A 19,342-nucleotide genomic window follows, 5' to 3' on the forward strand; every position below is an offset into this window, starting at 1 on the left:
TTTGGGGCGTTTGCCAAAAGTGACCCGCTGTAAGAGCGGAACCGCCAGCCGCCGTAACCGCAGCAACGGATATGTACTCAACCACCCCCGCCCCCACGGTAGATCAGTGCCGCCTGATCGAAACGCATTGTTAAAGGCCAGCAATCCACATCCCTTTAATTTGCGGGAAGTTTCCTAGACAATCCTTCGGCCTTGCGCCTGCTCACCCCACTGGCTAGCCTTCGCTCCGTCGCTGCATATCAGCGATCGGGTGTGGAAACCTGTGAACGAGTAGGCGTCATGATCGTATGAAAACGCTCAATGGCGGCTGTACGCGGGCAGACTTCGGTCTGGCCGAGTCCTACTACTCGGTTTTCCACCCCGCGTATGGCTGCCACCCAATTCGTCGTGTGGAAACGGCACAGGGTGGCTCCCCAATCTAGTAGGAGCTTATTCATGAACAAAATCGTCCCCGACCCACCCCGCGAAATTTTTGAGCGTGCCCTGCGCCATTACTTGCAACCCGACTCACTGCCGTCCTTCGTCGCGCATCACGACCTCAGCTTCGAAGACGCCCTGGCCCAAATCTGCGACCTGCTGCGCTGCGCCGCCGCCACCGCGGCCGGCACCACGCAAACGCTGCTCGGCCATGAACGCGACATGGCGAGCGCCACCGAACACCTGATCAACAACGCCAAAACCTTGGCCGACCGCGCGCTGAACTGCCTGCACGCCGCATAGCCCCTGTGGGCGCTGGCGTGCCTGCGATACAGGCACCTCGGTCTTTCAGTCAAACCGAGGCGATACCATCGCAGGCAAGCCAGCTCCCACAGTTGATCTGGGCCAGCCGCGGGCACCGAACCTGCTTTTACAGGTAAACTCCCCTCCTTTTCATCTTCTCCCCGGAGTTCGCCTTGCGTCTGTTCCACACCTCCGACTGGCACCTCGGCCAAAACCTGCATGGCCAGGAACGCGACTTCGAACACGCCTGTTTCCTCGAGTGGCTGTTGGGCCAATTAAAAGTCGAGCAGCCCTATGTGCTGTTGATCGCCGGCGATATCTTCGACACGGTCAACCCGCCGCTCAAGGCCCAGGAGCGGCTGTACGACTTCATCATCAGCGCCCACGAACACAACCCGAAACTCACGATTGTGATGATCGCCGGCAACCACGACTCCGGCTCGCGCATCGAATTGCCCGCGCCGTTGATGCGCCGCCTGCGCACGCATGCCTTGGGCCGCGTGCTGTGGCTGGATGACGGCCAACTGGATGCCGAGCGCCTGCTGATCCCGCTGCCTGACGCCAAAGGCAAGATCGCCGCCTGGTGCCTGGCGCTGCCGTTTTTGCGCCCGGCGGAAGTCACCGGTGCGCACTTGGGCGACGACTACCTGCGCGGCATCGGCCAGGTGCATGAATGGCTGATCGCCGCCGCCAATGCCAAACGCAAAAAAGGCCAAGCGCTGATTGCCATCAGCCATGCGCATATGGCCGGTGGTTCGGTGTCGGAAGACTCCGAGCGCAGCCTGATCATCGGCAACGCCGAGGCGCTGCCCGCCAGCCTGTTCGATGCCAGCGTGAGCTATGTGGCCCTGGGCCATTTGCACAAGCCGCAAAAGGTGAACGGCGAAGAACGCATTCGCTACAGCGGCTCGCCAATTCCCCTGTCGTTTTCCGAAATCGGCTACAAGCATCAGATTCTCGACGTGGTCTTCCAGGGCCAACGCCTGGTCAGCGTCGAGCCGCGTCTGATTCCGCGCTCGGTCAACCTGCAACGCCTGGACGCTGCGCCGCTGGCGGAGATCCTCAAGCAATTGGCAGATCTGCCCGACATCGACCTGCTCGCCGAGACCCAACGCCACCCGTGGCTGGAAGTGCGGGTGCGCCTGGACGAGCCGCAACCGGACCTGCGCCAGCAAATCGAAACCGCCCTGCAAGGCAAGGCCGTGCGCCTGGTGCGCATCGCCGCCGAATATGCCGGCAAGCGCGGCAGCGACGCCACCGACGACGAGCGCCTGGTCGAACTCGACCAGCTCACGCCCCAGGAGCTGTTCAGCCGCGCCTGGCAGGACAACTACGGCAGTGAAGTGGATGAACAGACCTTGAAGGATTTCGCCGTGCTGCTCCAGGAAGTGCAACAGGCGGGTGAACAGCCATGAAGATTCTTGCCATCCGCCTGAAAAACCTTGCCTCACTGGCCGGCCCGTTTGAAATCGACTTTACCGCCGAGCCTCTGGCCAGCGCCGGGTTGTTTGCGATCACCGGGCCGACCGGCGCGGGCAAAAGTACCTTGCTCGATGCCTTGTGCCTGGCGCTGTTTGGCGCGGTGCCACGCCTGGGCGATACCGGCCAGGCCAAGATGCCGGATGCCGACAGCGACATTTCCATCGGCGACCCACGCACCCTGCTGCGCCGCGGCACTGGCGGCGGCTATGCCGAGGTGGACTTTGTCGGCGTCAACGGCCGTCGCTACCGTGCACGCTGGGAAGCCAACCGCGCCCGCGACAAGGCCAGCGGCAAGTTGCAGAACAGCCGGCAAAGCCTGATCGACCTGGACAGCGACCAACTGCTGGCCAGCCAGAAGACCGAATACAAGACCCAGCTGGAACTGGCCCTGGGCCTGAATTTCGAGCAGTTCACCCGCGCGGTGCTGCTGGCGCAAAGTGAATTCAGCGCGTTCCTCAAGGCCAACGACAATGAGCGCAGCGAACTGCTGGAAAAGCTCACCGACACCGCGCTCTACACCCAGCTTGGCCGCCGCGCCTTCGACAAGGCCAAGGACGCCAAGGACGCGCACAGACAGCTGCAAGACCAGGCCACCGGCGTGGTGCCATTGGCCGCCGAGGCCCGTGCCGAACTGGATCAACAGCTCGCCACGGCGCAGCAGCAGCTCAAGACCCAGCAGGCCCAGCTCAAGCAGTTGGAGTTGCAGCACACCTGGCTCAAGGAGTTGCGCGAATGGCAGGAGCGCCAACAGAGCGCGACTGAGCAACTGCAACGCGCGCAGGCCGATTGGGAGGGCCAAGGGCAGCAACGCCAGGACCTGAGCCGCCTGGAGCACTTGGCGCCACAACGCCATCAGTTTGCTCGACAGGCTGAACTCGGCACGTTGTTGACGCCGCTCGCCGCGCAAATTCAGCAGCACAGCGAGCAGCAAACCGCGCTGCACACGCGTCAGGAACAGGCGCAAGCCCAGCAAGCGGCGGCCCAGGCGGCACTGGCGGAGGCGCTGAAGCACCAGGCCGACGCCGTGCCCTTGTTACGCCAGGCCTTTGAAGCACAAAGCACCCTCGCCCACTTGACCAAGGACCTGGCCAAACGCACCGAGGACCAACAGCAACACGAAGTCGCCTGCACCCAAGGCCAGACCTTGTTGAAGGGCTTGCAGGACAAACACACCCACGTTGCCGAACGCCTGCAACGCCTGGCTGCCGAGCTGGAGCGCAGCGCCGCCCTGGCGCCGCTGAGCGATGCCTGGAGCGCCTATCGCGACCGCCTGCAACAGCTGATGCTGATCGGCAATCGTTTGAACAAAGGCCAGAGCGAACTGCCGCAGCTGGAACAACGCGCCACCACCGCCGCCGAAAAGTTCGCTCAGCAGCGTGACGCGTTGGACCTGTTGTATCAGGAAGCCGGCGCCGAGCCGCACGCGGTCGCCGAGCAGATCCAGCTACTGGCGAGCCTGCTGCAGGACAACCGCAAACAGCAACGCGCCTTTGAAGACCTGACGCGCCTGTGGGACAACCAGCAGCAGCTGGACCAACAGGCCGCCAGCCTGACGCAGAAACTTGCGGACGCGCAGCAACAGCGCGAACAACTGAACCAGACCGGTCTGCAAACCAAGGCCGAGCTGGCCGTCGCCGAGCAAACCTTGACGGTGACCAAGCAACTGCTCGAACGCCAACGCCTGGCCCGCAGCGCCAGCGTCGAGGAATTGCGCGAGCAGTTGCAGGACGACCAGCCCTGCCCGGTGTGCGGCAGCCATGAGCACCCCTATCACCAGCCTGAAGCCTTGCTGCAAAGCCTCGGCCGGCATGATGAGAACGAAGAAGCCACGGCGCAGAAAGCCGTCGACGTGCTCAAGGAAAAACTTACCGAGCTGCGCGGCGAAGTGGGCGGTTTGATCGCGCAACAAAAGGAGTTCCTGCAACAGCAGGAGCAACTGGCGACGCAGCAACAGGCGCTCAAACCCAGCCTGGATGCACACCCGCTGTCGGCCTCGCTGTTCAACCAGGACGCCACCAAGCGCAGCACCTGGCTGGCCCAGCAACTGGCGCAGCTGACGCAAAGCATCACCCAGGACGAACAGCGCCAGGGCGCCCTGCTCAACCTGCAACAAAATGCCGGGCGTTTGCAGCAGCAGTTGCAAGCCGCCCAGGATGCGAGCCAGCAAGCCCGGCAGTTGCTGGTGGACCAGCAACGCGAGCTGTCCAACGACCGCGAACGTCTCGACGAAGAGCTGCATGCCTTTGCCAGCCTGCTGCCCGCCGAAACCCTCGAAGGCTTGCGCCGCGAACCGGCCGCGACCTTTATGCAGCTCGACCAGCAGGTCAGCCAGCGTCTGGAGCAGCTGGGCCATCAGCGCGATGAACTGGCCGAGCAGCAGGAACGTCAACAGGCCATCGAGAAAGAACAGACCCATCAGCAGCATCGCCAGCAGCAATTGGACGTCTTGCATCAGCACGTCACCGAGTTGTCTACGCAGCGACAGGCCGCGCAGGAACAACTTACGGCGCTGCTGGGCGATCACGCCAGCGCTGAACAGTGGCAGCAGCAACTGGATCAGGCGGTGGCGCAGGCACGTCAGCGCGAAACCGACGCCAATCAACAGCTGCAAGACCTGCGTAATGCCCTTATTCAACTGGCTGCCGACCTCAAGGCGCAGCAGGAACGCCAACAGGCACTGACTGCTGAGCAGCACAGCCTCGACGAACGCCTGGGCGAATGGCGGGCGCTGCACCCCGAGTTGGATGACGCCGGGCTCGCGCGCTTGCTGGCCTTTGATGACAGCCAGATCAGCGCGCTGCGCCAGCAGGTGCAACACAGCGAAAAAGCCGTCGAACAAGCCAAGGTGCTGTTGCACGAACGCGAGCAACGCCTCGCCGAGCATCAGGCCTTGCACAACGGCAACCTGGATGCCGAGCAACTCGATGGCAGCCTGGCCACGCTCAACCAGCAATTGGCCGAGGGCGAAAAACACTGCGCCGAGTTGCGCGCGCGCCAGGCCGAAGACCAGCGCCGCCAGGACGCCAACCACGCGCTGGCCGAACAGATCACCCAGGCTTATGAAGAATGGCAACGCTGGGCGCGCCTGAATGCGCTGATCGGTTCGGCCACCGGCGACACGTTCCGCAAGATCGCCCAGGCCTACAACCTGGACTTGCTCGTGCATCACGCCAACGTGCAATTGCGTCAGCTGGTGCGCCGCTACCGCCTCAAACGCGGTGGCAGCATGCTCGGGCTGTTGGTGATGGACACGGAAATGGGCGATGAACTGCGCTCGGTGCACTCGTTGTCCGGGGGCGAAACCTTCCTGGTGTCGCTGGCGCTGGCGTTGGGCCTGGCGTCGATGGCGTCCAGCACGTTGAAGATCGAGTCGCTGTTTATCGACGAAGGTTTTGGCAGCCTTGATCCAGAGTCGCTGCAATTGGCGATGGACGCCCTGGACGGTCTGCAGGCCCAGGGCCGCAAGGTGGCGGTGATTTCCCATGTACAGGAAATGCACGAGCGCATTCCGGTGCAGATCCAGGTCAAGCGTCAGGGCAATGGCTTGAGCACGCTGGAGGTCAAGTGAGCGAGGCGCTGCTGTATTCGTTCCGGCGCTGCCCGTATGCGATGCGCGCGCGCATGGCGTTGCGCTACGCGGGCGTGCCCGTGCAGATCGTCGAGGTGAGCCTGAAAGCCAAGCCGGCCGACATGCTCGCGCTGTCGCCCAAGGGCACGGTGCCGGTATTGAGCGTGGACGGTCGGGTGATTGAGGAAAGCCTGGAGATCATGCATTGGGCCCTGGCGCAGCACGACCCTGATGACTGGTTGCTCAAGGGCGACCCGCGGGTGCTGGACCTGATCGCAGAGAACGACCAGGCTTTCAAACATCACTTGAATCGATACAAGTACGCCGAGCGCTATCCGGAGCAGCCGATGGAACATTATCGGGCCGAGGGTGAGGTGTTTTTGCATAAGCTGGAAGGTTTGCTGGCGGGGAATGAATACTTGTTGGCCGACCATTTGAGCCTGGCCGATGTGGCACTGGCGCCGTTTGTGCGTCAGTTCGCGCATGTGGATCGCGAGTGGTTTGCCGGCACGGAGTATCACCGGTTGCAGGCCTGGCTACAGCGTTTTCTGGAATCACCGCTGTTTGCAGCGGTAATGGCAAAACCCTGAACCCAACACAATCACCTGTGGGAGCTGGCTTGCCTGCTCCCACAGGTGACCGTCGCTCAGCTCACGCTCAGTGCTGGGTTTTGTGATCCAGTGCGGCGTAGAAGTTGGCGCTTTGCTGCAGGTATTTCTGGGTGTAGGCGCTGGTGCTGGATTTTTTGCCGGAAACTTCCACGCTGGCGGCGGCAGGCAATGCCACGGTGGCGGAAACAGCGGAAGCGGCGATGATGGAGAAGAGGTTCAAGTTCATGTCGGTAACCCTTGTGTTCGTTGGTTTAGGTGGCCGGTAGAGGCCTTGGAACCCAACTTACGCCCGAGGGCTGAACCTTGGTAATGTTTTGAAACAGTAGCCGCTATTAATAGAATTAATACACCGAGTCAGGCCCCGCATGGCGGGGCCTGTGGCTTATTGACGCACCAGGAACTTCAGGTCACTGGGCGCATCGATCGGCAATTTCTGCACGGTTTTACCCAGCAGGCCGGTCTTGGGGTCGCGTTCGACGACCACGATTTCGTTGCTTTTCTGGTTGGCGATCAGCAAAAACTTGCCGCTCGGGTCCAGGCTGAACTCGCGCGGGTGGTCGCCTTCCACGGAGCGGCGCTGCAGTTCCTTGAGGTGCGCGGTGGCCGGGTCGATGCTGAACACCAGCATCTGGTTGGCGGTGCCGCGGTTGCTCACGTACAGGAATTTGCCGTCGCTGGAGGCGTGCAGCGCCGCGCCGGCCTTGTCGGCCACCGGCTGCCCGCCAGCAAAGTCCACCAGTTGGGTCTGACTGAGCTTGCCGTCGTTGTAATCGAACACGGCAACCTGGGCGCTCATTTCGGTGGTCAGCCAGGCATGCTTGCCATCCGCGCTGAACAGCAAGTGACGCGGGCCGCTGCCCGGTGGCATTGGCACGGCGGCAGGGTTGGCCGGGGTCAGCGGCAGTTCAGGGTTGGCCTTGGGGTCGTAGTGGTAGGCAAACACCTTGTCGGCCCCCAGGTCCTGAACGAACACGTATTTGCCGTCCGGCGATGACACCACCGAATGCACATGGTTGGAGGCCTGACGCTCCGGGTTTACCCGGCTGGAGGGATGCCCGCTCAGTTGCACCGGCGCCGACAGCTTGCCAGCGGCGTCAACCGGCAGCACCGCGAGGCTGCCACCCGGATCTTCGAGTACCGAATAGTTGGCAACGAACAGGTAACGTCCATCAGCGGCGAGGCTGGAATGGGTGGGTTCATTGCCCAGGCTCTGCACCTGGTTGATCAGGGTCAACTGATGGTTCTGCGGGTCAATGCTGTAGCTGCTGACGCGGCCGACCGGGTCTTTCTGGCCCGGGCCATTCTCGTTGACCACGAACAAATGCTTCTGGTCTTTGGAGATTGTCAGCCACGACGGGTTGGCTGCCTTCGCGGCCAGTACCGGCTTGCCGCTGAATTGGCCGGTACGGCTGTCAAACTGCAGGCGGTAGATACCCTCGCTGGTACCGGCGGTGTAGCTGCCCACCAGCAGTTCATAGGTGTCTGCCGGTGCGGCTTGCACCGACATGGCACCGACACTGCCCGCCATCAGCAGGGGCCAGAATTTACGCATCATCATCCGCTTCATCCTCGTCGTTATTGTTGCCGGTGAAAGCGCTCATGCAGATCAGGCGGTGCTCGCCCGAATCACCGGTAAGGGTCCAGCTTTGCAAGGTGTCATCGAAGGTGGCGGCCTGTACCTGCTCCAGGCTGAAACGCCAGCGTTTTTCAGCACGGCCGTCCATGGCGGTGATCAGCAAGGCCTGTTCATCAAAGGTGAAATCAAAGGCATGCAGCCCGTCGATTTCAAGCATGTCGGAAGTCTTCAGGACGGCAGGCAAATTATCGGTCATCACAGTCTTTCATCAGGTTCAAAGCGCTAATGATAGGCCAGTTTGCTGCCCGCACCTAAAGCCATAACGGGCTACCGCCTCCGGGCGACGCAGCGCATTACTTTGCAAGGGCGCGTTTTGCTCACCTGTAAAGGAATACCCATGACAGACCCGAACACCGTCCCTGCTGCACACCCGGCCCGACAAGCGGTTGAAGCCCGGTTTCTCACTCGCCCGACACTGCGCTCAGTCACCGCGCAGTTGCTGGCCGACCACTTGAAGGAAAAATACCCGCCGCTGAGCTATCCGCTTGCGGACCTGCGCCTGGCCATACCCCGTGACGGCGGCGGACGCAGCCTGTTCCCGCTGCTGGAGGTGGCGCTCAGTCACCTGGCCGATGGCAGCTTTCCCGATGTGTCCATGCGCTACGGCCTGGACTGTTACCTGGGCGACGCCACGGGTACCCCGCTGACCTTTGAAGCCAATGGCCGGCACGACTACGACCTGGCAGTGATCGAAGCCGTTATCAGAGAATTGCCGCTGATTCTGAGCATCGCCTTTCAAGACGCCCTGGCTGCCTACTGGAGCCAGGACACGGATGCCGGCGGCAGCCGCTGGCAGTGGCTGGCCCACGTGCTGCAAGGCGCGCTGCTCGACTCGGCCATTCGCCAGCCAGGGAACCTGGCACCGCAGCTCGATACCCTCGTCACACTGGCCCGCTACCCCGACCGCCGTACGCGCGCCCAGCGCCCCTGGCCGCAAAAGGCCGTGCGCGCCTATACCCTGGAAACCGTTCTGGAGCAGGCAGGCAGCCGACTCACCCTGCAAGCCAGCGATGTGCTGGTGGTCGCCCCTGCGCAGGTGTTGCTGTGCCGCGTATCGGGGCAGATCGAGGCGTACGCCGACCTCGATGCCTTCGGTCATGCCTGGGGAATGCACCTGCAGCAGCGTTTTCGCGCGCAGCGGATGACCTGGAAGCAGTACGAGCCCGACGGCAATATTTTCGAGGTACAAGCCGCGCTCATACTCGAGGGGCAGCTGGACACTCTCGCGGCCATTGAGCTCCCGGCCGGGTCCAGCGTGCAGGCCCTGGAGCTGCGGTTTGCTGGCGCTACAAACCCGGCGCAGGTCTTCAGCCACTCGACCACCACACCGCTGGCAACCCTGAATTCGATTCGCGCAGCCCTGCCCGCCTGGCTGCAGCACGCCGGCGCGGCCGAGCGCCTTGCCTACCGTCAGTGCCTGCTTGAACAGGCCGCAATCCGCCGCTTGACCCTTGGCGATTCAGACGTCGACAGCCTGGAAACCCTGCGCAGCTATGCAACCGAACATTTGAATCAGCAACTGTGCCTGGATCGCAGCGTCGCCCTGGGTGGCCAACGTGCCTGCGACGATGCCGCTCGGTCGAGCGGCTACCACGCCGACGATTTGCAACTGACCTTTCACGTGGCGGTGGGCACTCTGGCCGGCGGTTATGTCGAGCCGGTGACCCTGAGCCTGGTCGATCTGGCCCTGAAAAACCTCTCGGGCGCGCCCAAAGGCCGTATGACACTCAGCCACCGCACCGGCCGGGTAATCGAACCCTGGCTGACAGCCGACGGCCTTCGCCAACTGGTCCAGCGTGTCGACATCGGCAAAAATTACCCTCATTACCTGCGCCAGGCGCTGCTCAGCGATACCGAGGCCGCACAAAAACGCAGACGACTGTTCGAACAGCAACGGCCGGTGCAGCTGAAAACCCAAGCGCTGGAGCACAAGCTAAAAGGCGAAGCAGGCCTGACATCGCGCGGCGTTCAGTGGGTGGAGGCCGTGCTGAACCCGACCCCCACGGGGCGCCAGGTCGGCGGCGAAAGCCTCGTCATGCGGGTGCTGGCCTTGGTGCGCAAGCCCGGCGCCACGGCGGACGTGGTGCAAAACATGTTCATCATCGAGCCCCTCGATACGCAACGAGGCCCGCACCTGCTGTATCGGCCGGCCTATCGCGACTCGCTGCTGGAGTTTGCCAGTCGCGACAGCCTGCTGGCCGCCCTCGTACGGCCCGGCGCGTTGCAGGACAGCGTCTTGACCTGGTTGCCGGACTCGGCCAGGGCCATCTACAGCAACGGTGGGTTTACCCAGCCCCACTACGTGCGGGTCGGCCTGGGCTCGGAATTCGATCCGCTGCCGCGCGTGCCTGAACCGGCACAATTGGCCGCCGCGGGCGACCAGAGCAGCGACGAAATCCTCCAGGCCCTGAACAATGGCAGCCTCATGGAGTACCTGTTTGGCTGCGAGACTCAGCAACTGCTGGCGCAGGCTGAGCGCGAGTCCACGTCCAATAGCGAGAGCCGCTGGGCGTTGATCCTGGAAGGTATGCAGCTGGGCTTTAACACCCTGCTGATGGCCGTGCGCGGGCCACTGGCGGCAATCGGCTGGCTGATGCAACTGGTGCAGGGCCTCACGCACGATGTGCCAGCGCTGGAAAGTGACGACCCTCAGACGCGGGCGCTGGCGTGGGTCGACCTGCTGCAAAACATCGCCCTGCTGCTGGTGCATCAGGGCTCGCTGACGGCGGCGCCGGTGCACGCTGCACGTGAGGAAGCCTTGCCCACGCAGCCGGCGTTCCGGCGAGCAGTTTTCGGCCCGGCAAGCAGCCCGCCGGCGATCATTGAACGTGGCACGGTCGGCCTGCCTTCCGAACCGCCCGGCGGTGGCCGCACGCTGCTGGATTTCGATCATTCGCTGGCCAGTGACGCTGCATCGGCAGCGCTGCTGGAAAAACTGCGGGCATTCAGCGTGCCCTGGCCACAGCCCGCACCTGCACAGGTCCGCCTCGGGCGTCACTTGGGTTTGTACAACCTCAACGGGGTCTGGCATGCCTCGGTCGGTGGTTTGCTGTTCAGGGCCAGCATCGTTCCCGGTTTTGGCGACGTGTATATCGTGCACCCCGAAAAAATCGACCACCCCGGCATCAAGCTTTGCACCGATGGAAAAGGCCATTGGACACTGGACCGCGGCCTTAAGCTGGTAGGCGGTGGCCCCAAGCGGATGGCGGCCTTGCGCGAGGAAAACCAGCGTAGAAAAAACGAGCTGCTCGCACGCGCGCAGGCACTCGATACGCAAATAACCCCCTTGATGGCGCCCTTCCTGGCATCGATGGAGCGCATGTGGTCCGCCGCCACCGCCTTGAAAAACCAACGCAAAACCGTGCAATTGGTCTGGAATCTTCTGCAAAAAGCGCCGCCCGAGCGGCGGCCCGCCCTGTCGGCGCGGCACCAGCAGGAGACCCTGAACCACCAGCAACGACGCACCGAGTTTCAGATTCTGCTGCAGAACCTCGAAGACCAATTTGCCCAGTCCCTCCCCCCACGCCTGGAAATGGTCAAGGTGGGCCAGGAACTGGAAAAGGTCGGCGGCGCCGGCGTGCACGTGCTTGATCGGGCAAAAATCCTGGGGACCATTTGGAACCAGCAGTCGGCCATCCAGACGTTGTTGGTGGACCGGTTGAACGCCATGCGTTTTTCCAGCGCGGGCGAGCCCATGGGGCAGATGGCGCGCAGGATGTTTGTCGACAACCTGCTGGGAGACACCGCCGTCTACGACGAATACATCCGCAACACGGTTGAATCGGCCAATATTCGCGAGCACATGGCCGAGGTCGCGGCGGCCATGGAGCATACGCTCGAACAACTGGAAGATGACTCGGTGGCGGGCCGTGTGATCCGCCAGGAATGCCTGACGCTGATCCAATACCCGCAGAATTTTTTCGCCAACAACCTGAGGCTCAGTGCGCTCAATTACCTCGCCGCCGCCACCCTGGCGACGGCCGACCGACGACTGCCACCCCTGGAGGAGTTTTACCTCAACCGCCTCGAACAGAGCGACCTGGCCCAAGCCCTGCAGTCTCATGTGGAAGTGCGCAGCGGTGCCGAGTACCCGCTGGCCGAGCAACGTAATGTGTATGAGACGGTCCTTGACCGGTACCGCCGTCATGAGGATGCGATTCGCGCCCTCAAAGCCCTCAACCCTGGGCGCTTGCGCCCGGAGGCCGAACGCCTGCTGAGAGGCCTTGAATTTGCCCAGGCGCTTGCGCAAAGCGAACTTGAAGCGGTGGTACGCAAACAGGAAGAGCTGGACGTCGAGCTGCCCTTATCGAAAACCCTGCGTCCCAAAAACCCGGCCAAGCGCGTGTTCAAAACCCGCAAAAAGGCGTACTTCATCGGTGAGCTCAAGCCTGCCGATGCCCAGAACAGCCAGGAGCAGCTCACCCTCACCGACGCCTTGACCGGCGAAACCATTGCCTCGTTCAGCCGCCACGAAGACGGTTGGGCCAACACCGCCAAGGACCCAGTGGCTGCCCCGGCAGGCACAGCCCAAGGTCGCTCACTGGCAACCCTCAAAGGCCTGGCCCAGGCGCTGATCGAACAACGCAAAGGCATTGAACAGCTGATAACCGCCGAGCAGCAAAAACTCGACTCGCCGCTGACCCGTCAACATGTCGACCCGAGTGGCTGGAATGAATTGCTGATGGGCCACGCCGGAAAGCTCACGGCCTTGGCCGATGAGTTGGCACGCGACCATTTGGCGCAAAAGACCGCGGTGCAACGCCTGATCGATGAATACCGGGCACACGCCCGGCACATCGGCCGGCTGGCGCAGCGCGTGTGCAGTGAGGCGTACAAACGGCAATGGCCGACCCAGGAGAGCCTCAATTACCTGTGGGAACAAAAACAGATCGACATCAACCTGACCAGCCTGGCCGACCCGCAACGCCCGACCCTCAGCGGCGACTTCTTCACTGAGTACGCGGTGTACGACAAGGCCAAAAAACCGCCGGTGGTGTTGTGGTATGCGCACTTTCATTACGCCAATGCCGACGCCCTGCCCGCCGACTACACGCGGGCCCACCTGAAGCTGCCGGAACAGCGCAAGTACACACAGAAGGACCTGCTCAAGCAACATGTCCAGGCCGACCTTCATACCCGCACGGAACCCGGCGGCGAACCGCTGACCCACATTCTGTATGTGCTGATTACGCCGCCCGTGGATCAGTTGTTCCTGGCGATCGCGCCAATGCCACGGGCCCTGCGCTGACGCCGTGCCCTGAGCATTGCGCTGGGCCACTTCACAACCTGAGATGCCGTGTGGCAAGGGCATTGCACCCTTGCCGCACGGCACTGCACGACGGTGTCGGGCTTAGTGCGCAAACAGCGAGTTGCCCTTCTGCCCCGCGAGTTTTTCAGGCTTGATCAGGAACCGTGCCAGCGCCGGCAGCAGCCACAGCGCACCGAACATGTTCCACAGCAGCATGAAGGTCAGCATCAGGCCCATGTCGGCCTGGAACTTGATGGCCGAGAAAATCCAGGTGCACACCCCGATAGCCAGGCACAAGCCGGTGAACAGCACGGCTTTGCCGGTCGATTTGAGCGTCTGGTAGTAGGCCTCTTGCAGTGGCAGGCCGGCGCGCAGGAAGCTTTCCAGACGGCTGTAGATGTAAATGCCGTAGTCCACGCCGATGCCCACGCCCAGCGCCACCACCGGCAAGGTCGCGACCTTGACGCCGATACCCATGAACGCCATCAACGCGTTGCCCAGCACCGAGGTCAGCACCAGCGGCAGCACGATGCACAGGGTGGCGGCCCACGAGCGGAAGGTGATCATGCACATGGTCGCCACGCACAGGTACACCAGGATGAGGATGGTCAGTTCCGACTCTTTGATCACCTCGTTGGTCGCCGCTTCGATCCCGGCGTTACCGGCGGCGAGGATGAATTCCAGGCCGTCCTTGTTGTTTTCCTTGGCGAAGTCCTGCACCGCATGCACCGCGCGGTCGAGGGTTTCGGCCTTGTGGTCGTTGAGGAACACCAGCACCGGCGCGAGCGAGCAATTGTTGTTGTACAGGCCGTCGGCGCGGGCGATGGAGTTGTTCAGCACGTCGGGGTTGCGCGACAGGGTTTCCCATTTCAGGTTGCCCTCGTTCATGCCCTTGATCATCTGCTTGGACACGGTCACCAACGAGATCGCCGATTGCACGCCTTCGGTGTTCTGCATCTTCCACATCAACTGGTCGATGGGCGCCATGGCTTCATAGCGCGAGCAGCCTTCGGCACGGGTCTTGACCATTACCACCAGCACGTCGGAGCTGGTGGAGTAGTTGTTGATGATGAAGTTGTTGTCCTTGTTGTAGCGCGAGTCCGGGCGCAGTTCCGGTGCGCCCTGGTCGAGGTCGCCGATTTTCAGGTTCTGGCTGTACCAGAGGCCGCCACCGAAGGCGATCAGCGCCAGCAGGATGGACACCGGCGCGACTCTGGCGCTGGCGAATTTGGACAGCAGGCGCCAGAACGGGTGTTCGCGGTGCGCGTCCTTTTTGCTTTTGGCGATGGCGCGTTTACTGATGCCTACGTAGGAGATCGCCACCGGCAGCAGGATCAGGTTGGTGAACACGATCACCGCCACGCCGATGGAGGCGCCGATGGCCAGCTCGCGGATCACGCCGATGTCGATGATCAGCAAGGTGATAAAGCCCACCGCGTCGGCGAGAATCGCGATCATCCCCGGCAAAAACAATTGCCGGAACGTGCGTCGGGCGGCGGTCAGCGCGTTGTCCGCCTCACTGGATTGCAAGGCAATGCCGTTGATCTTCTGCACGCCGTGGGAAATACCGATGGCGAAGATCAGGAACGGCACCAGCATCGAATACGGGTCGAGGCCGAAACCGAAGAAGTGCATCAGGCCGAGCTGCCACACCACCGCCACCAGCGTGGTGCTCAACACCGCGACGGTGCTGCGCAGGCAGTTGGTGAACCACAGCAGCAGAATCAGGGTGATGACGAATGCGATGCCGAAGAACATCACCACCATGACCAGGCCGTCGATCAGGTCGCCGACCTTCTTGGCAAACCCGACGATGTGAATCTTGACGTTGGGGTTTTGCGCTTCGAACTTGTCGCGGATCTTGTCTTCAAGTTCGTGGGAAAACTTGCGGTAGTCCAGGGCCAGCAACTTGCCCTGATCCTGTGGGTCCGGGTAGGACTCCAGCAGCGGAATGTCGACAATGCTCGACTTGAAGTCGTTGGCCACCAGGCGCCCCACCTGGCCGGACTTGAGCACGTTGTTGCGCAACTGGTCGAGGCTTTCCGGCGAGCCGTTGTAGCTCTGCGGGATCACTTCGCCGCCGGCAAAACCTTCCTCGGTGACCTCGGTCCAGCGCACGCTGGGGCTCCACAGCGACTTGAGGCCCGAGCGGTCAACGCCGGAGATGTAGAACACCTCGTCGTTGATCTGGCGCAGGGTCTCCATGTACTCCTTCGTGAAGATGTCACCGTCCTTGGCCTCCACGGAGATGCGCACCGTGTTGCCCAGGTTGGCCAGGTCGTTGCGGTGTTCCATCATCTTTTCGATGAAGGGGTGTTTGAGCGGGATCATCTTTTCAAAACTGGTGGACGGGCGAATCAACGTCGCCTGCCAGAACAGAAAAATGCTCACCAGCAGGCAGATGACGATCACTGCCGGGCGATTGTTGAAGATCAGGCGCTCAAGAAAGGTCGCTTTATCGTTGTGATGACTGCTCATTGAAACCCCGCCTTCTTATTATTTTGAGAGCTCTGCACCGGCGGCGGAGGCCACACGCACGCCACCCTGCCCGACCAGAATCAAGTTGCCGTTGCCCGCCGCGGTGACCGCCGAGAGTGAAATGCGGTCCGGGCGATTGAACACGCTGAAGGTCTGCCCGTCGTCATGGCTGATCACCACGCTGCCACCGTTGCCGACCACCACCAGCGAACCGTCGTCGAGCAACGTGGCGCCGGACAAGCCGAATTCCAGGGCACCCCGCGCCGCGTTCAGCTCAACCTGTTCCCAGGTGCTGCCAAAATCCGTGGAACGGTAGAGATTGCCGCGCAGGCCATAGGCCAACAGGGTGTGGGGTTGAGCGGTACTGATCACGCCAAACAGCGAGCCCTGATACGGGCCTTCGAGCTTTTCCCAGGTCTGGCCGTCGTCACTGGAGCGGAACATGCTGCCCTGCTCGCCGACGATAAACAGCCCGGCGTCCTTGATAGAGGCGATGGCGTTGAGGTGGAACTGGTCTTCGTTGTCGAGGCGGTCGCTGACGTCTTCCCAGGTTTTGCCGCCGTCGGTGGTTTCGATCAACGCACCGTAGGCGCCCACGGCCAGGCCGTGCTCGGCATCCTTGAACCAGATGTCGAGCAAGGGGGCTTCGCGTTTGAGGTCTTGGTATTGCTGGGTCCAGGTGGCGCCGCCATCGGCGCTTGCAAGAATCTGTGCGTCGTGGCCGACAGCCCAGCCGTGTTTTTCATCGACGAAAAACACCGCCGTGAGCAGTTGCCGAGTCGGCACTTGGGCTTGGGTCCAGGTGCTGCCCTGGTCATCGGAATAGAGGATGTGCCCGCGATCACCGACTGCCACCAGGCGGGAGCCGGCGTGCACCACGTCGATCATCAGGCCTTTGGCGGCCTTGGGGGATTGAATCGCAAATGCCGGCGGTGCGCCGGTTTCATCGGCTGCCAGCACGGGTGTCGACAACACCCCCAGCAGCGAGAGCGCTGTAGCCAGCATCGCAACCTTGCGTGCGACGCGCGGGCGGCAAACAACCCAACCCATGACAGGCTCACTCATAGACCTTTCTCCCGATTTATTATTGTTAGGTCGTCTTGCCTTGCCGGCCTCTGAAACCTGCAATCTAGAGCGCCTGAAGGAAGCAGGGGCCATCCTATCGGGCTTTCGAATCGTCTGACAATCGGCGCTACGTTATCTTTTGTTAACTGGCGGGCGATGACGATGGGCTGAATATGAGTGCATTAGCCAGGCTGATTAATGAATATTTATTCTATCTATTGAATTTAGAGAATATTTATTCCATTAATACACGTCCTGAAAACAATAATCCAAAGGACCACCGCTATGCGTGAACTCGGAATCGGCCTGATCGGCACGGGCTTCATGGGGCGCGCCCATGCCTTGGCGTTCAACAATGCCCGCGCGGTATTCGAACTGCCGGTACACCTCAACCTGGCCGCCCTGGCCGATGCCGACACCGAACGCGCACAGCGTTGCGCGACCGCCTGGGGGTTTGCCCAGGCCCACGGCGACTGGCAGGCGCTGATCAATGACCCCAAGGTCGATGTCGTGGCCATCACCACGCCCAATCACTTGCATTACCCCATGGCCATGGCAGCGATTGCAGCGGGCAAGGCGGTGTATTGCGAAAAACCCCTGGCCGTCAGCCTGCCGCAGGCCGAGGCCATGCGCCGCGCCGCGAGTGCGGCCGGCGTGGTCACGCGGGTGGGCTACAACTACCAGCACAACCCGATGATCAGCCTGGCGCGGCAGATGATTGCCGATGGCGAGTTGGGCGAAATTATCAGCTTCCAGGGCGAGTTCAGCGAAGACTTCATGGCCGACCCGGCCTCACCGTGGTCGTGGCGCTGTGACGTGGCCCATGCCGGCGGCGCCCTGGCGGATTTGGGCAGTCATTTGCTGTCGATGGCGCGCCATCTGGTGGGTGAGGTGCACAGCGTGTGCGCCGACACCCAGACCGTCCACGCCCAACGCCCGGTCGTCCACGGCAGCAGCGACTGTAAACCCATCGCGGTGGACGACCAGGTGCACGCACTCTTGCGCTTTGCCAATGGCGCGCGCGGTACGGTGAGCAGCAGCTGGCTCAAGCACGGCTACAAGAACCACCTGAGTTTTGAAATCAGCGGTACGCGAGGCACGCTGGCGTTCGATCAGGAGCGCTTGAATGAACTGCGGGTGTGTCGGCTCGGCCAGGACGGATTCCAACGGTTGCTGGCCGGCCCTGCCCTGCCCGGCTATGCCGCGTTCAGCCCGGCGGCCGGGCATCAACTGGGGTACAACGAGTTGAAGACGCTGGAAGTGCACGAATTGATCATGGCGCTGGCGGGGCAAGGCGCGGGGGGCACTGACTTTGAGGGGGCATGGGCGGTTGAGCAGTTGGCAACGGCGATTCGTGTGGCGGCCCGTGAAGAGCGTTGGGTTGTGGTGGGTGAGGTGTGAGCGCGGGGGCTTGGTTTGGCCGGGGGGGGTGTGTCCGTTGTTTAACGGGACGCCTAAGGTCAAAAGCAGAGCACGGCGGCCTGACAGCCGACCTGACCTTGAAGGCTGAACTCAATCAAATGTGAGAGCTGGCTTGCCTGCGATGGCATCAACTGGTTGTGTCTGATACACCGAGGTGCCTGCATCGCAGGCAAGCCAGCTCCCACAGAAAAGCAAAGCACTGTGGTGCTGGCAGCTGAGCTCGGTCAACTTGTGGGAGCGGGCTTGCTCGCGAAAGCGGTGGGCCAGTGATACATGAGCTGACTGAACCACCGCCTTCGCGGGCAAGCCCGCTCCCACAGTTGGATCTCTGTGCATCAGGTAGAGGGGTGGCGTGTGTACCCGGCCAGCTCCCACAGAAAAGCAAAGTACTGCGGTGCTGGCAGTTGAACTCGGTCAACTTGTGGGAGCGGGCTTGCTCGCGAAAGCGGTGTACCAGTGACACATGAGCTGACTGAACCACCGCCTTCGCGGGCAAGCCCGCTCCCACAGTTGGATCTCTGTGCATCAGGTAGAGGGGTGTGCTGCTCGTTTGTACTCGGTCAAATGTGGGAGCTGGCTTGCCTGCGATGGCATCAACCCGGTGTACCTGATAGACCGAGGTGCCTGAATCGCAGGCAAGCCAGCTCCCACAGAAAAGCAAAGCACTGTGGTGCTGGCAGCTGAACTCGGTCAACTTGTGGGAGCGGGCTTGCTCGCGAAAGCGGTGGGCCAGTGATACATGAGCTGACTGAACCACCGCCTTCGCGGGCAAGCCCGCTCCCACAGTTGGAGCTCTGTGCGTCAGGTAGGTGGGTGTCGTGTGTACTCGGTCAGAGGTGGGAGCTGGCTTGCCTGCGATGGCATCAACCCGCTGTACCTGATAGACCGAGGTGTCTGCATCCCAGGCAAGCCAGCTCCCACAGAAAGGCAAAGCACTGCGGTGCTGGCAGCTGCACTCGGTCAACTTGTGGGAGCTGGCTTGCTCGCGAAAGCGGTGGGCCAGTGATACATGAGCTGACTGACCTACCGCCTTCGCGGGCAAGCCCGCTCCCACAGTTGGATCTCTGTGCATCAGGTAGAGGGGTGGCGTGTGTACCCGGCCAGCTCCCACA

Annotated in this window: 11 protein-coding genes; 6 read left to right on the plus strand and 5 right to left on the minus strand. The window is 62.1% G+C overall.

Annotated elements, in window-relative coordinates; genetic code table 11:
- Window positions 1-435: 435 nt before the first annotated feature.
- The 4 genes from FPT15_RS29410 (at window position 436) to FPT15_RS29425 (ending at window position 6,360) form a co-directional block, all read left to right on the plus strand.
- Window positions 436-720, plus strand: a complete 285-nt coding sequence (locus FPT15_RS29410) for a DUF6124 family protein (protein WP_178119768.1) — start codon at window positions 436-438, stop codon at window positions 718-720.
- 173 nt (window positions 721-893) lie between these two features.
- Complete coding sequence (locus FPT15_RS29415; RefSeq protein ID WP_145166197.1) at window positions 894-2,135, plus strand: exonuclease SbcCD subunit D C-terminal domain-containing protein; 1,242 nt, start codon at window positions 894-896, stop codon at window positions 2,133-2,135.
- Window positions 2,132-5,770, plus strand: coding sequence for an AAA family ATPase (locus FPT15_RS29420; RefSeq protein WP_145166198.1), 3,639 nt, complete (start codon window positions 2,132-2,134; stop codon window positions 5,768-5,770). Before FPT15_RS29415 ends, FPT15_RS29420 begins: the two co-directional genes overlap by 4 nt.
- Window positions 5,767-6,360 carry a glutathione S-transferase gene (locus FPT15_RS29425; protein ID WP_145166199.1) on the plus strand — a complete coding sequence of 198 codons (594 nt, stop codon included), beginning with the start codon at window positions 5,767-5,769 and terminating at the stop codon, window positions 6,358-6,360. Before FPT15_RS29420 ends, FPT15_RS29425 begins: the two co-directional genes overlap by 4 nt.
- Before the next feature lie 67 nt (window positions 6,361-6,427).
- On the opposite strand, the gene FPT15_RS29430 is transcribed toward FPT15_RS29425, so the two are convergent.
- The 3 genes from FPT15_RS29430 to FPT15_RS29440 all read right to left on the minus strand — a co-directional run bounded on the left by FPT15_RS29430 (window position 6,428) and on the right by FPT15_RS29440 (window position 8,213).
- Window positions 6,428-6,607, minus strand: coding sequence for a hypothetical protein (locus tag FPT15_RS29430; RefSeq protein WP_145166200.1), 180 nt, complete (start codon window positions 6,605-6,607; stop codon window positions 6,428-6,430).
- A gap of 156 nt (window positions 6,608-6,763) precedes the next feature.
- On the minus strand, window positions 6,764-7,939 hold the full coding sequence (locus FPT15_RS29435) for a lactonase family protein (protein ID WP_145166201.1): 1,176 nt from the start codon (window positions 7,937-7,939) through the stop codon (window positions 6,764-6,766).
- Window positions 7,926-8,213, minus strand: coding sequence for a DUF5629 family protein (locus tag FPT15_RS29440; protein ID WP_119735885.1), 288 nt, complete (start codon window positions 8,211-8,213; stop codon window positions 7,926-7,928). The genes FPT15_RS29435 and FPT15_RS29440 overlap by 14 nt, the downstream gene beginning before the upstream one ends.
- Window positions 8,214-8,354: 141 nt before the next feature.
- Here FPT15_RS29440 and FPT15_RS29445 point away from each other — a divergent pair, with 141 nt between their 5' ends.
- Window positions 8,355-13,265: a hypothetical protein gene (locus FPT15_RS29445; RefSeq protein WP_145166202.1), complete on the plus strand. Its 4,911-nt coding sequence runs from the start codon at window positions 8,355-8,357 to the stop codon at window positions 13,263-13,265.
- Window positions 13,266-13,367: 102 nt separating this feature from the next.
- Here FPT15_RS29445 and FPT15_RS29450 read toward each other — a convergent pair whose 3' ends face one another.
- Complete coding sequence (locus tag FPT15_RS29450; protein ID WP_145166203.1) at window positions 13,368-15,743, minus strand: RND family transporter; 2,376 nt, start codon at window positions 15,741-15,743, stop codon at window positions 13,368-13,370.
- A gap of 18 nt (window positions 15,744-15,761) precedes the next feature.
- The gene (locus FPT15_RS29455) at window positions 15,762-16,793 is read right to left on the minus strand and encodes a YCF48-related protein (RefSeq protein WP_178119769.1); all 1,032 of its coding nucleotides are present in this window, start codon (window positions 16,791-16,793) and stop codon (window positions 15,762-15,764) included.
- A gap of 300 nt (window positions 16,794-17,093) precedes the next feature.
- Between FPT15_RS29455 and FPT15_RS29460 the strand changes: the two genes are divergently transcribed.
- On the plus strand, window positions 17,094-18,209 hold the full coding sequence (locus FPT15_RS29460) for a Gfo/Idh/MocA family protein (RefSeq protein ID WP_145166205.1): 1,116 nt from the start codon (window positions 17,094-17,096) through the stop codon (window positions 18,207-18,209).
- The last annotated feature ends 1,133 nt before the right edge of the window (window positions 18,210-19,342 follow it).

The organism is Pseudomonas sp. RGB (genome assembly GCF_007713445.1).
Taxonomy (GTDB): Bacteria; Pseudomonadota; Gammaproteobacteria; order Pseudomonadales; family Pseudomonadaceae; genus Aquipseudomonas.

Bases quoted from the DNA above. Each gene is read 5' to 3' on its own strand.
- FPT15_RS29410 (WP_178119768.1), top strand. From the start codon at position 436: ATGAACAAAATCGTCCCCGACCCACCCCGCGAAATTTTTGAGCGTGCC.
- FPT15_RS29430 (WP_145166200.1), bottom strand. From the start codon at position 6,607: ATGAACTTGAACCTCTTCTCCATCATCGCCGCTTCCGCTGTTTCCGCC.
- FPT15_RS29450 (WP_145166203.1), bottom strand. From the start codon at position 15,743: ATGAGCAGTCATCACAACGATAAAGCGACCTTTCTTGAGCGCCTGATC.
- FPT15_RS29420 (WP_145166198.1), top strand. From the start codon at position 2,132: ATGAAGATTCTTGCCATCCGCCTGAAAAACCTTGCCTCACTGGCCGGC.
- FPT15_RS29445 (WP_145166202.1), top strand. From the start codon at position 8,355: ATGACAGACCCGAACACCGTCCCTGCTGCACACCCGGCCCGACAAGCG.
- FPT15_RS29440 (WP_119735885.1), bottom strand. From the start codon at position 8,213: ATGACCGATAATTTGCCTGCCGTCCTGAAGACTTCCGACATGCTTGAA.
- FPT15_RS29435 (WP_145166201.1), bottom strand. From the start codon at position 7,939: ATGATGATGCGTAAATTCTGGCCCCTGCTGATGGCGGGCAGTGTCGGT.
- FPT15_RS29460 (WP_145166205.1), top strand. From the start codon at position 17,094: ATGCGTGAACTCGGAATCGGCCTGATCGGCACGGGCTTCATGGGGCGC.
- FPT15_RS29455 (WP_178119769.1), bottom strand. From the start codon at position 16,793: ATGGGTTGGGTTGTTTGCCGCCCGCGCGTCGCACGCAAGGTTGCGATG.